Source organism: Pseudomonas abyssi, from assembly GCF_003444685.1.
GTDB classification, from domain to species: Bacteria; Pseudomonadota; Gammaproteobacteria; order Pseudomonadales; family Pseudomonadaceae; genus Halopseudomonas; species Halopseudomonas abyssi.
Window position 1 is genome coordinate 59738 of record NZ_LMAZ01000006.1, and the last position, 13443, is coordinate 73180.

Annotated in this window: 12 protein-coding genes; 7 read left to right on the plus strand and 5 right to left on the minus strand. The window is 63.8% G+C overall.

Annotation, left to right across the window (positions count from 1 at the left end; genetic code table 11):
• The 5 genes from uraH to xdhA are packed head-to-tail and all read right to left on the minus strand — an operon-like array spanning position 1 to position 5527.
• Positions 1-342 carry a hydroxyisourate hydrolase gene (gene uraH, locus ASB58_RS15950; protein WP_118131600.1) on the minus strand — a complete coding sequence of 114 codons (342 nt, stop codon included), beginning with the start codon at positions 340-342 and terminating at the stop codon, positions 1-3.
• Entirely contained in the window at positions 339-839 is a 501-nt protein-coding gene (gene uraD, locus ASB58_RS15955; RefSeq protein WP_118131601.1) for a 2-oxo-4-hydroxy-4-carboxy-5-ureidoimidazoline decarboxylase, read from the minus strand. Before uraD ends, uraH begins: the two co-directional genes overlap by 4 nt.
• Complete coding sequence (gene xdhC, locus ASB58_RS15960; protein WP_118131602.1) at positions 836-1714, minus strand: xanthine dehydrogenase accessory protein XdhC; 879 nt, start codon at positions 1712-1714, stop codon at positions 836-838. The genes uraD and xdhC overlap by 4 nt, the downstream gene beginning before the upstream one ends.
• Complete coding sequence (gene xdhB, locus ASB58_RS15965; protein ID WP_118131603.1) at positions 1711-4068, minus strand: xanthine dehydrogenase molybdopterin binding subunit; 2358 nt, start codon at positions 4066-4068, stop codon at positions 1711-1713. The genes xdhC and xdhB overlap by 4 nt, the downstream gene beginning before the upstream one ends.
• Positions 4061-5527 carry a xanthine dehydrogenase small subunit gene (gene xdhA, locus ASB58_RS15970; protein ID WP_268877917.1) on the minus strand — a complete coding sequence of 489 codons (1467 nt, stop codon included), beginning with the start codon at positions 5525-5527 and terminating at the stop codon, positions 4061-4063. The genes xdhB and xdhA overlap by 8 nt, the downstream gene beginning before the upstream one ends.
• Before the next feature lie 262 nt (positions 5528-5789).
• Between xdhA and ASB58_RS15975 the strand changes: the two genes are divergently transcribed.
• The 7 genes from ASB58_RS15975 (at position 5790) to ASB58_RS16005 (ending at position 13422) form a co-directional block, all read left to right on the plus strand.
• Positions 5790-7334, plus strand: a complete 1545-nt coding sequence (locus ASB58_RS15975) for an ABC transporter ATP-binding protein (RefSeq protein WP_118131605.1) — start codon at positions 5790-5792, stop codon at positions 7332-7334.
• A complete protein-coding gene (locus ASB58_RS15980) occupies positions 7321-8403 on the plus strand; it encodes an ABC transporter permease (RefSeq protein WP_096005939.1) in 1083 nt (360 codons plus the stop codon). Before ASB58_RS15975 ends, ASB58_RS15980 begins: the two co-directional genes overlap by 14 nt.
• Position 8404: 1 nt before the next feature.
• Positions 8405-9331, plus strand: a complete 927-nt coding sequence (locus ASB58_RS15985; protein WP_118131606.1) for an ABC transporter permease — start codon at positions 8405-8407, stop codon at positions 9329-9331.
• A 57-nt stretch (positions 9332-9388) separates the two neighbouring features.
• On the plus strand, positions 9389-10144 hold the full coding sequence (locus ASB58_RS15990; RefSeq protein ID WP_096005941.1) for a hypothetical protein: 756 nt from the start codon (positions 9389-9391) through the stop codon (positions 10142-10144).
• Between the two features lie 57 nt (positions 10145-10201).
• Complete coding sequence (locus tag ASB58_RS15995; protein WP_096005962.1) at positions 10202-10876, plus strand: TetR/AcrR family transcriptional regulator; 675 nt, start codon at positions 10202-10204, stop codon at positions 10874-10876.
• Between the two features lie 216 nt (positions 10877-11092).
• A complete protein-coding gene (locus ASB58_RS16000) occupies positions 11093-12439 on the plus strand; it encodes an amidohydrolase family protein (RefSeq protein WP_118131607.1) in 1347 nt (448 codons plus the stop codon).
• 32 nt (positions 12440-12471) lie between these two features.
• Positions 12472-13422 carry an isopenicillin N synthase family dioxygenase gene (locus ASB58_RS16005; protein WP_118131608.1) on the plus strand — a complete coding sequence of 317 codons (951 nt, stop codon included), beginning with the start codon at positions 12472-12474 and terminating at the stop codon, positions 13420-13422.
• Positions 13423-13443 lie beyond the last annotated feature (21 nt).

Consider the following 13443-nt stretch of genomic DNA (forward strand, 5'->3'; position numbering starts at 1 on the left):
CTAGCTCCCCCGGTAGGTCGAGTAGCCCCACTGGTTGAGCAGCAGCGGCACGTGGTAATGGGCCTGCACGTCGTCCAGGCGGAAGGCGATGGTGACCTGCGGGTAGAAACAGCGCAGGCCCTGGGCCGCGTAGTAGCCGTCGGTGTCGAAGGTCAGGCGGTAGACACCGGCGACCGCTTCGCTGCCAAAATCGTTCAGCACGCGGCCGTCGGCGTCGGTTTCGGCTGCCGCCAGGGTGATCCAGCTGTCGCCCTGCCGCTGTTCAAGGGTGATGCGCACACCGGCGGCGGGCTTGCCGCTGCCGAGGTCGAGAATGTGGGTGGTAATCGGGCTCTTGCTCATAGCAGCTTGTCCAGACGAATGTGGGTGATCTTGGCCTGTTCTTCGGCAGCGATACGTATTTCCTGCTCGCGGCTGTTGGGCAGGCGTTGCTCCAGCAGCTCAAGCATCTGTTCGGCGCTCTTGCCGGTGGCACAGACAATGAAGATAAAGCCGAACTTGTCGAAGTAGGCGTCGTTGCCGTCTTTCAGGCGCTGCAGTATCTCATCAGGCGCAACACGCGCGCCGGCCTGCTCGCCGCTGGCCAGCGCTTCGGTGCTGGCGTACTTGGCTTTCAGGCTCTTGATGTCACCGATCTTCGGGTGCGCCTCAAAGGCCACCAGCCAGTCGGCCTCGTGCAGGTTGGGCCAGAGCGCGCGGGCGGTGCCGTGCAGCGCTTCGGCACTGTGATAGGGGCGGGCGACGACCATCGGGCGCGCCCAAGCATCAGCGGCGCAGCAATCACGAAAGACCGCCAGCGCCTGGTCTTCAGGCAGGGTGTTCAGGTGTTCTAAAGTCATTTTGTCTCCACCGGCTGTTGCGGTGTCTCAAGGGTGTTGTCCTGTTTCATCAGATCGCGCAGTTGCGGCCAGCTCACGCCGCGACGGCGCTCGCGCGGGGCAGCCGGCTTGCCGAGGGCCAGCAATTCGGCACTGATCGATACCGCCACTTCCATCGGTCGCTTGCCCGGCACATCGCTGCGCCCAACGGGGCAGCGAATGCGCGCGATCTGCTCGTCGCTGTAGCCCCGGTGGTTGAGCCGCTGGTGAAAGCGATCGGCCTTGGTCTGCGAGCCGATCAGACCGATCGAGGCAGCATCGCCGGCGTCCAGCAGGGCGCGGCACAGGTCGTAATCGAGCTGATGGTTGTGGGTCAGGATCAGCACATGGCGGCCACGACACAGCGCCGGGGCATCACCGACCGGATCGTCGCTGTGCAGCGCCCTGATATTGGGTGCCAGGTCGGCCGGGAACACCTCGGCGCGGGAATCCACCAGTGTCGCCTGCCAGGGCAGTTGGCCCATGATCGTCATCAGCGCCTGCGCTACATGGCCGGCGCCGAATACCACCAGCTGCGCATCGCTGCCGGGCTGCCCTTCGAGCAGTACCGAGACGCTGCCGCCGCAGCACTGGCCCAGCGACGCGCCCAGCGGAAAGTGCTCCAGCAGCGTCTCGTAACGACCGGCAGCCAGCTGCTCGCGGGCCCGGGCGGTGACCAGATACTCCAGATGACCGCCGCCGATGGTGTCCCAGGTGTGTTCGCCGCTGATCACCATCTTGCTCGACGGCTCACGCGGCACCGAGCCGGCAACACCGACCACGGTGACCAGCACATAGGGCTCGCCGCGCTGCTCGCAGTCGGCGACCGCCTCGAACCAGCGCAGTTGCTTGTTCATGACACGGCCTCCTGTTCGGCCAGCGCCCACTGGCGCGCTGCCGTCACTGCCGCCAGCATGCGCTCGGGGGTGGCCGGGGTGTCCAGCGGCGGGCTGTAGCGGTAATCGGTCAGGCTGGCGACGGCGTCGCGCAGGGCGCTCCAGACCGCAATGCCGAGCATCAACGGCGGCTCGCCCACGGCCTTGGAACGGAATACCGTGGCTTCCTTGTTCGGGCTGTTGGCCAGCAGGTTGACGCGCAGGTCCGGCGGCGTATCCGACACCGCCGGAATCTTGTAGGTCGCAGGGCCCGTGGTCAGCAGGCGGCCCTGGTCGCTGTAGACCAGCTCCTCGGTGGTCAGCCAGCCCATACCCTGGACAAAACCGCCCTCAATCTGACCGATGTCGATTTCCGGGTTCAGCGACTGCCCGGCGTCGTGCAGGATGTCGGTGCGCAACACCCGGTACTCGCCGGTCAGGGTATCCAGCACTACCTCGGAGCAGGCAGCGCCGTTGGCGTAATACAGGAACGGGTGGCCCTGGCCCTTGGCGTGGTCGTAGTAGATGTTCGGCGTGGCGTAAAAGCCGGAGGAGGACAGGGCGATGCGGTTCATGTAGGCCTTCTGGATAAAGTCGGCCCAGTCCAGACGAATGTCGCCCGCTACCAGTTGGTTGTTCTCGAAGCGCACGGCGCTCTGCTCACAGCCATATTCGGCGGCGGCAAAGGCAATCAGCCGCGCCTTGATCTTCTCGCAGGCGTCCAGCGCCGCCATACCGTTCAGGTCCGAGCCGGAGGAGGCGGCGGTGGGCGAGGTGTTGGGTACCTTGTCGGTACGCGTGGCGGTCACCTTGACCTTGTCGACATCGATCTGGAACGCCGCAGCAACCACCTGCGCTATCTTGATGTACAGGCCCTGACCCATCTCGGTGCCGCCGTGGTTCACCTGCAGGCTGCCGTCGGTATAGATCAGCACCAACGCGCCGGCCTGGTTGAGGTGCTTGGCGGTAAAGGAGATACCAAACTTGACCGGCGTCAGCGCCAGCCCGCGCTTGAGCACCGGGCTCTGCTGGTTGAAGGCGCGGATCTCGGCGCGGCGGGCCTGATAGTCCGAGCTGGTCTCCAGCTGGCTGATCAGCTCCGGCAGCACGTGATGGGTAATAGTCTGGCCGTAATGGGTGGTATCGCGGCCTTCGCGATACAGATTGCGCTTGCGCACCTCCAGCGGGTCGAGCTGCAGATGGCGGGCAATGTCGTCCACCGCCTGCTCGATCACCATCATGCCCTGCGGGCCGCCGAAGCCGCGGAAGGCGGTGTTGGAGACGGTGTGGGTCTTGCAGCAATGGCCGGTGACCCGCGCCTGATCCAGATAATAGGCGTTGTCGGAGTGGAACATCGCGCGCTCGACAATCGCATTGGACAGGTCCGGTGAGTAGCCGCAGCGCCCGGCCACCATGATCTCGGCACCCTGAATCACGCCCTGCTCGTCAAAACCGATGTCGTAGGTATTGAAAAAGTCATGGCGCTTGCCGGTCTGCACCATGTCATCCGGACGCGACAGGCGATACTTCACCGCGCGCCCGGTGGCGTTGGCCAACAAGGCCGCGACGCAAGCCACCGGCGCGGCCTGGGTTTCCTTGCCGCCAAAGCCGCCACCCATGCGGCGGACCTCGGTGGTCACGGCATGAATCGGTACGCCGAGCACTTCAGCCACCAGCTTCTGTACCTCGGAGGGATGCTGACTGGAGGTGTGCACGAACATGCCACCGTCTTCCTGCGGCAACGCCACGCAGGCCTGACCTTCCAGATAGAAGTGCTCCTGCCCGCCGACGTTGATTTCGCCCTTGAGGCGATGCGGCGCGCCGGCCAATGCCGCATCCGGGTCACCGCGCTGCTGGGTGTGGCTGGGACGCACGAAGAACTGCTTCTCCAGCGCCTCACGGGTGTCCAGCACCGCATGCAGTGGCTCGTACTCGACCTTGGCCAGCTTCGCCGCCTTGCGCGCAGCGGTATGGCTGGTGGCCGCCACCGCGAAGATCGGCTGACCAATATGCTCGACCAGCTCGCCAGCCAGTACCGGATCACCGGGAAAAACCGGCCCGATATCGGTGTGGCCGGGCACGTCATCGACCGTCAGTACCGCCACCACACCGGGATAGGCGCGGACGGCGGACAGGTCCATGCTCTTGATCCGGGCATGCGCCTGCTCGCTATGGCCGACCGCCGCGTGCAGGATGCCTTCGGGCTCGGGCAGATCATCGATATAGCGAGCCTGACCACTGACGTGCAGCCAGGCGCTGTCGTGCAGCGTGCTCTGACCTGCCACGCCGACCGGCTGGCCGCTCTGGCGAGAGATGTCACGGGGCAGTTTACGCATAGTCGGTCACCGTCAGGGCTGGGGCACCGGTCTCGCCGGCACGACATTCAAGGAGGGCGCGCAGCAGCAGGTTACCGGCCACCGACATGCGGTAGCTGGCCGAGGCGCGCACATCGGACAGCGGCGAGAAGTCGCTCGCTAGCGCCGCCTGCGCGGCCGCCACGGCGGTGTCATCAAAGACAGCACCGCGCAACGCCGCTTCCGCCCCCGTCGCACGCTTGGGAATACCCGCCATACCGCCAAACGCCAGCCGGCAATCACTGACCGTATCGCCGTCAAACTGCAGCCAGAAGGCACCCAACACGGCGGAGATGTCGTCATCCAGCCGCTTGGAAATCTTGTAGATAAACAGCCGCTGGTTATCTTGCGGGCGCGGCACCTGCACGGCGCGAATGAATTCGCCCGGCGCCAGCCGGGTTTTCTTGTAGTCCACGAAGAAGTCTTCCAGCGCCAGCCAACGCTCGCCATTGGCGCCGTCGAGCTGAATCTGCGCGCCAAGGGCGATCAGCGGCGGCGGCATGTCACCGATGGGCGAGGCGTTACCGATATTCCCGCCGAGGGTGCCACGGTTACGTACCTGCAGTGAGCCAAGGCGCTCCAGCATGCCGGCAAAGGCTGGCCAGTCGGCACAGAGCGTAGGAGCAAACTCGCTGTAAGTGGCAGCCGACCCGATGGTCAGGTTTTGTTCGTCGCAGTCCAGGGCGTGCAGCGCGGCAACCTGCTCCACCGAGATCAGCTGCGGCAGGGTCTTGAGCTGCTGGGTAATTTCCAGCGCCAGGTCGGTGCTGCCGGCCACCAGCCGGGCATCCGGGTTGGCCGCCAGCAGGCTGCGCAGTTCGCTCAGCTCCACCGGCGCGTCAAAGCGCTTGCCCTCGTCATCTTCCAGGCTGGCGGCGCGTGCGCGGGTGTCGCTGAAGGTCTGCGCCGGTGCAGGTTCGAACAAGGCGGCACCATCCCAGTGCTGCACCGCATCGACCAGGGTGCGGCGACCCGCTTCGAGAATCGGTCGATAGCCGGTACAGCGGCACAGGTTGCCGGCCAGCGCCTCCATCAACTGGTGTTCGCTGGCGGTGCTGTTGCTGCCGGCTACCTGCTGATGCAGACCCACCATCGACATGATGAAGCCCGGTGTACAGAAGCCGCACTGCGAACCACTGCACTCGACCATGGCCTGCTGCACCGGATGCGCCTGCTGCGGCGACAGCGCGTCCACGGTAATCAGGTGCTTGCCATGCAGCGAGCCGATCAGGCTGATGCAACTGTTGATTGCCGTATAATGCGCGCCCGCGTCGTCGGCAGGGCTACCCAGCAGCACGGTACAAGCTCCGCAGTCACCGGAGGCGCAGCCTTCTTTGGTGCCACTAAGCCGCTTTTTGGTGCGCAGCCAGTCAAGGATGCTCATGTTTGGGTCAGCACGGTCAAGTTTTTCCGGCTGGCCATTTAGATAGAACTCAATCACGGTCGTCTCCGCTCTATGCACGGTTTGGCCCATTCAGGCGGGTTCAGGCGTGGCGCCACAGCAGTAGCGCACACAGAGGCTGGGAGTAGATTTGCAAAAACTTGACCAACTAGTCCGAAAAATTGATTTTCGCGGTTTTTTGACTTTTGGCAAGCAAATTGCTCTGACAGAAAATGTTGATTGATTGGTCAGTTATTAATAGGGCGTCGTCGCCCGGCCTGTCATCTATACGCGCCGGTACAACGCCCATAGAGGAAACTGAATGGCAACCGCACAACGCCTGAAGCTGGAAAACATCGTCAAGGAGTACCCCGGATGCCGGGCGAACGACGGTGTCCAGCTCACAGTCAACGCAGGCGAAATTCATGCTTTGCTCGGCGAGAACGGCGCCGGCAAGAGCACCTTGATGAAAGTCATCTACGGCGTCATCCAGCCCGACGCCGGCAGTATCACCTGGAACGGCCATCCGCTGACCCTGCAAGGCCCGGCCCACGCCCGGGAACTGGGCATCGGCATGGTGTTTCAGCACTTCTCGCTGTTTGAAACCCTGACAGTAGCCGAGAACATCGCTCTCAGCCTGCCCGCTGATCAGGCCCGCGACCGGCGCAAGCTGGAAGCCCGCATCAGCGAGGTCTCCGAGCACTACGGCATGGCGCTGGACCCGCGTCGTTACGTCAACAGCCTGTCGATTGGCGAGCGCCAGCGGGTCGAGATCGTCCGCTGCCTGATTCAGGAAAGCTCACTGCTGATTCTCGATGAGCCAACCTCGGTGCTGACCCCGCAGGAGGTCGAAACCCTGTTCCGCACCCTGCGCCAGCTGTCGCACGAGGGCTGCAGCATTCTATTTATCAGCCACAAGTTGCAGGAAGTGCGCGATCTCTGCCACCGCGCCACGGTACTGCGCCAGGGCCGGGTGACCGGCGAGTGCAACCCGGCCGAGGTCAGCACCGACGATATCGCCCGCATGATGGTCGGCAACGAAACTCCGCTGTCCACCCAGGTCGAGCCGCGCGAGCCGGGCGAGGTGCTGTTGAACGTGCGTGAACTGAACTACCGCACCAGCGATCCGTTCGGTACCAGCCTGCAGGCTCTGAGCATGAGCCTGCGCGCCGGCGAGATCGTTGGCATTGCCGGCGTCGCGGGCAATGGCCAGGACGAGCTGCTGCGCGCCCTGTCGGGCGAGGCGCTGGTCAGCAACGACAGCATCACCCTCAACGGTGTGGCCATCGGCCAGGCCAAGCCCGCTGTCCGTCGCCGCCTGGGCGTGGCGGTGGTACCGGAAGAACGCCTGGGCCGCGGCGCGGTCCCGTCCATGTCGCTGGTCGACAACAGCCTGCTGACCGCCTATGGCGAAGGCATGGTGAAAACCGGCTGGGTCGCCATGGGCAAGGTGCGTGACTATGCCAGTCGTATTGTCGAGGCCTTCGGTGTGCGCACCGCCAGCATCGACAGCCACGCCGCCAGCCTGTCCGGCGGCAATCTGCAGAAATTCATCATCGGTCGTGAAGCCATGCAGCAGCCCAAGCTGCTGGTCGCCTCGCACCCGACCTGGGGCGTTGATGTCGGTTCGGCGGTTGCCATCCACGAGGCGCTGGTGCGTCTGCGTGACGAAGGCGCCGCCGTGCTACTGATCTCCGAGGACCTGGACGAACTGTTCCAGCTCTGTGGCCGCATGGGCGCGATTTGCGCCGGTCGGCTGTCGCCGCTGGTCAACACCAGTGAGCTGACCATTGAACGACTCGGCCAGTGGATGGCCGGTGATTTCCCCAGCGCTGCACCTTCGGAGGTTTCCCATGCTGTCGCTTGAGCGTCGCGCCGTCGACTCCCGCGCCATGCAGTGGGCCTCCCCGTTGCTGGCACTGATCCTTACCATCATCACCGGCATGGGCATTTTTATGGCCCTGGGCAAGGACCCGGTCGAGGGCCTGACCTTCTTCTTCCTGACCCCGTTGAGCGATAAACACGGCTGGGCCGAGCTGGGCCTGAAGATGGCACCGCTGCTGCTCTGCGCGGCCGGCCTGACCATCTGCTACCGCGCCAAGCTGTGGAATATCGGCGCCGAAGGGCACTTCCTGATGGGGGCACTGTGGGCCAGCGCGGCTGCTCTGCAGTTCAGCGACCAGAGCGGCCCCTGGGTGCTGCCGCTGGTGCTGATCGCCGGCATGGTCGCCGGTGCCGCCTGGGCATTGCTGGCGGGGCTGCTGAAAACGCAGTTCCACTGCAACGAGATCCTCACCACCATCATGCTCAACTACATCGCCCTGAACCTGCTGCTGTACGCGGTTCACGGCCCGCTGAAGGACCCGTACGGCTTCGGCTTTCCGCAGTCGGAGATGTTCGCCGCTTCGGCGCTGCTGCCCAAGCTGATCCCCGATACCCGCCTGCACATCGGCCTGTTGTTCGGCCTGCTGGCGGCGGTCGCGGTCGGCGTGCTGTTCGCCCGCACCTTCGTCGGCTTCCAGCTCAAGGTGCTGGGCCAGGACGAGCGCGCCGCCGCCTTCGCCGGCTTCCCGGCCAAGCGTCTGACTCTGCTGGCGTTCATTCTGGCCGGTGGTCTGGCCGGTCTGGCGGGTGCGTCGGAGGTGACCGGCCCGCTCGGCCAGCTGGTACCGCAGGTGTCACCCGGCTACGGCTACACCGCGATCATCGTGGTATTCCTCGGGCGCATGCAGGCGGTCGGTATTGTACTGGCGGCCGCGCTGTTGGCACTGACCTTTATGGGCGGTGAGATGCTGCAGATCGCCATGGCGCTGCCCAAGGCGATCACCGGGCTGTTCCAGGGGCTGCTGCTGTTCTATCTGCTGACCTGTGACGCCTTTATCCACTACCGCATTCGCATTCGTCGGGCCCCCAAGGCCGTAGCAGGGGAGGCCTGAGATGGACGCCGTACTGATTACCAACGTACTCGCCGCGACCGTAGTCGCCGGCACCCCGCTGCTGCTGGTCGCCCTGGGTGAGCTGGTGTGCGAGCGCTCCGGCGTGCTCAACCTCGGCCAGGAAGGCATGATGCTGATGGGCGCGGTGATCGGCTTTATCGCCGCCACCTCCACCGGCAGCCTGAGCATGGGCATTCTGGCAGCCATGCTGGGCGGCGTGCTGATGTCCATGCTGTTCGCGCTGATGGCCATCACCCTGGCCGCCAACCAGTATGCCGCCGGCCTGGCGCTGACCATCTTCGGCATCGGCCTGAGCTCCTTTGTCGGCAGCGGCTTTGTCGGTCAGTCGATCGACGGCTTCGACAAGATTGCCATTCCGCTGCTGTCCGATATCCCGGTCATCGGCCCGGTGCTGTTCAACCAGGACCTGCTGGTCTACGCATCCTTGCTGATCTTTGTGCTGGTGTTCTGCTTCCTCAAATACAGCCGCGGCGGCCTGATTCTGCGCGCCGTCGGCGAGTCCCCGGAAGCGGCCAACGCCAATGGCCTGAAAGTGCTGCCGGTGCGCTACATGGCCGTGGCCTTTGGTGGCGCCATGGCCGGCCTGGCGGGCGCCTACCTGTCGCTGGCCTACACCCCCATGTGGACCGAGAACATGACTGCCGGTCGCGGCTGGATCGCGCTGGCCCTGGTGGTCTTCGCCACCTGGAAACCCGAGCGTGTGCTGCTCGGCGCCTATCTGTTTGGCGCCGCCAGCATCTTGCACCTGGTGCTGCAGGGGCTCGGCTGGAACAGCTCGACCGAGCTGCTGGCCATGCTGCCCTATGTCGTCACCATCATTGTCCTGGTGCTGTTGTCGTGGAATCCCGCGCGGACCCGCCTCAACACACCCCTATCAATCGGCCAACCCTATAGGCCGAGCAAGTAACTTGAGCACCCACTATGCCAATCAAAACTAAATCACTGATTCCAGGAAGCATCGAATATGAGCACACTGCAAAAAACCCTGATCGCCGCGTGCATCGCAGGCGCCTTTGTCCCGGCTGCACACGCTGAGAAGTATTTCTCCGACTCCAGCATTTCGATTCTGTACAGCGACGACTATCAGGCCTTCGGCAAGACCAAGACCACGCAAACGTTCTTTACCTTCGAGAACGCGACCGGTCACGACTGGGGCAGCACCTTCTTCTTCGTTGACCGCAACCAGGGTCACGGCAAGGACACTGACACTGACGATCTGTATGGTGAATTCGCGCCTAACCTGAGCCTGAGCTGGCTGACCGGCAACAAGCTGGGCGGCGATGGCCTGATCAAGGACTTTACTCTGTCCGGTCAGTACGAGTTTGGCGGCGGCACCAACGTCAACAACTACATGGTCGGTCCGGGTATCGACTGGAACATGCCGGGCTTCATGTACTTCGCGACCCGTTTCTACTACGTAGACAACAGCGAGACCTCTGACGATTATCAAACCACCGTCGTCTGGGGCAAGGCGATGGAATTTGGCAGCACCCGTATTCTGTTCGACGGTTACATTGACTGGTCCACTGCCGAAGACGACCACAAGTCCGACTTCCACTTCAACCCGCAGCTGAAGCTGGACCTGGGTAACTACCGTGGCAGCCCGGGCGTACTCTACGCAGGTATCGAGTACTCCTACTGGAACAACAAGTACGGTCTGAATGATGATGTGATGGACACCGAAAGCGCCGTCAGCGCGCTGGTGAAATTCCACTTCTGACAACACCCGTGGGGCCGGTCAGGCCGGCCCCGCACTGGAACAAGGCGACGGATGACCATGACCAGCAAGAGCAAACCCCGGAGTTACAAGCCCGGCCGCATTCGCGAACGCAACCACGAGATCATTCTGGCGGCAGCGGAACAGGAATTTGCCTTGCACGGCTATCGTGGTGCCACCATCCAGAACATCGCCGAACGGGCCGAACTGCCCAAATCGAACGTGCTGTATTACTTCAGTAACAAGAAGAAGATCTATGCAGCCATGTTCGACGATATTCTCTCGCGCTGGAACGCGGTTTTTTCCAGCGTGACCGTCGACGACGACCCCGCCGAGGCGCTGGCCAGTTTTATCCGCGCCAAGGTCGAGATGTCGCGTCTGTACCCCTTGGCCTCCCGGCTGTTTGCCATGGAGATCATGCAGGGCGCGCCCTTTTTGATGACCCACCTGCGCACCAACATGCGCGAATGGGTGCGTGGCCGCGCCGCCGTGATGCAGCAATGGATCGATCAGGGCCGCATGGCACCGGTGGACCCGGTGCAGCTGATTTTCCTGATCTGGTCCTCAACCCAACACTACGCCGATTTCCAGGTGCAGGTGCTGATGGTTGAAAACAAGGCCGAGTACGAACAGAAAGACTTTGACCACGCCGCCAACTTCCTCACCGAAGTGATCCTGCGTGGCTGTGGTCTGGCCGTACCCGCAACAGCCGTGCAGAGCGCACGCACGGCCTAGGGTCTGTTGACGCTTCATTCATCAGCCTGCCCTAAACCCTTCCGCCGGTGGTGCTGAGCGCTGCTGCGGGGGATAATACCAACCCGTTTTAATGTGTTCCGCTCGGACAGCCTCCGAGGAAGACATCAGCCAAGCTGACCGCTTCCGTGCCCGCCGTGCCGTCACAGTGTCCTGAACCGACGCTGCGTCAGTTCAGTCAACTGCCAGGAGTAGCCAGTGAGCCAGTTTGCGCTGCGTGATGCAGCTATCTTTACCGTCGATCCGCACAACCGCGTCATCCCCCGCGGCACGCTCATCGTGCAGGACGGGCGCATCAGCGCCGTCGGCCCCAGCGACGAGCTGATCATCCCGCCCGGCGTGCCGGTGATCGACGCCAGCGGCCATGCACTGCTGCCCGGTCTGATCGACGCCCACTCCCATTCCAGCCTGATGCGCGGCGTGACCGAGAACATGCAGCTGATGGAATGGCTGCCCTGGTATCAGCTGGAACACCGCGCGCTCACCGAAGAATACGCCTTCCACTCGGCACGCCTGTGCTATCTGGAAGCGCTGAAGAGCGGCACCACCTGCGTGATGGACATGTACCGCTTTATGGATCGCTGCGCCGATGCCGCCAGTGAGGTCGGATTGCGGGTGAATCTGGCGCCCTACGTGGCCGACGCGCCCGGCAAGGACTTCTTCGCCACCCGCGCCGAGAACCGCGCGCTGATCCACAGCCACCACGACGCACAGAACGGTCGTATTCAGGTCTGGATGGGGTTGGAGCACCTGTTCTACTGCACCGCCGATGCCTACCGCGAAGCGCTGGAATGCCAGGCCGAATACGGCGTCGGCATTCACACCCACGCCAGCGAGCAGAAGGAAGAAGACGACGCCGTCAAAGCCGAGTTTGGTCGCCGCTCCATCGCCCAGCTGGATCACTACGGCATCCTCGGTGAGCGCACCCTGCTGGCCCATTGCGTCTGGCTGACCGACGAGGAGATCAAGCGCGTCGCCGACACCGGCACCAGCATCGCCCACTGCCCGATCAGCAACGCCAAGCTCGCCAGCGGCGTCGCCCGCGTGCCGGAAATGCTCGCCGCCGGCATCACCGTCGGCCTCGGCACCGACGGCCCGGTGTGCAACAACAGCCTCAGCCTGTTCGAGGAAATGAAGTTCGCCTCGCTGATCCAGAAAGCCACCCGGCTGGACGCCACCGTGCTGCCGGCCGACCAGATCCTGCGCATGGCGACCATCAACGGTGCTCGCGCCCTGGGCCTCGGTGATCGCATCGGCTCGCTGGAAGTCGGCAAGCAGGCCGACCTGCTGCTGCTCGATCTGGCCCAACCCAACCTGACACCGATCGAGATCAATAACGCCGGCGGCAATCTGTTGTGGAATCTGGTCTTCGCCGCCGACGCCCGCAACGTCGCCGCGGTCTGGGTCGATGGCCGACAGTTGATCGACAACGGTCGCGCCACCCAGGTGAGCGAACAAACGGTTATCAGTGAAGCCCAGCAGCAGGGCCTCGCACTCTTTCAGCAGTGTCGCGATATCGCGCACCTGCGTACCTCGATGATCTAAACGACTGCCCGCCCGCAGTCAGGAGCCAAACCATGCAATCACTGCCCCTTATTTCCGTCGCTGGCCTGAACAGCGAAGACCCCGCCGTCCGCGCCGAGACCGCTCGCCAGCTGGGCGTTGCCTGCCGTGAAATCGGTTTCTTCTACGCCGTCGACCACGGCGTCCCGGAAGAGGTCATGGCCGGCGCGTTCGCCAACGCCAAACGGGTGTTCGAGCTGCCGCTGGAAACCAAGCAGGCCATGTCGATCAAGAAATCACCACACAACCGCGGCTACGTCGCCATGGCCGACGAAAAACTCAACCCGGAAGCGGGTGCGGACATGAAGGAAGCCTTCAACATCGGCACCGACTTCCCCGCCGATCACCCGGACGTGCTGGCTGGTAAGCCCTTCCGTGGCGTCAACTTCTGGCCGCCGATCGACGGCTGGCGCGACGCCATGCTTGGCTACTTCGACGGCTGCCTGAACCTCGGCCGGCTGATCCACAAGGGGTTTGCCATCGACCTGGGCCTGCCGGAGGATTTCTTCGCCGCGCATCTGGATAGTCCGATCGCCACCCTGCGCATGCTGCGCTATCCGGCCAGCGCCGGTCAGATTGACCGCGAAGACGGCGGCGCCGGCGCCCACACAGACTACGGCAACGTCACCCTGCTGGCCACCGACAAGGTCGCCGGCCTACAGGTGCTGACCCGTCAGGGTCAATGGATCGACGCCCCGCACGTACCGGGCGCCTTCGTCTGCAACATCGGCGACTGCCTGATGCGCTGGAGCAACGACACCTACGTCTCCACCCCGCACCGCGTGCGCCCGCCGGAGCAGGAGCGCTACTCCATCGCCTTCTTCCTGGAAGTGAACCCCGACTCCATCGTCGACCCGCGTGACGTAATCCCGGATGAAGCGCCGAAGTACGAGCCGATTACCTGCGCCGAATACCTCACCGCCCGCCTGAATGCCACCTACGAGCATCGGGTAGAGCCCAGCTAAGCCAGCACCGGGCAGGCCAAG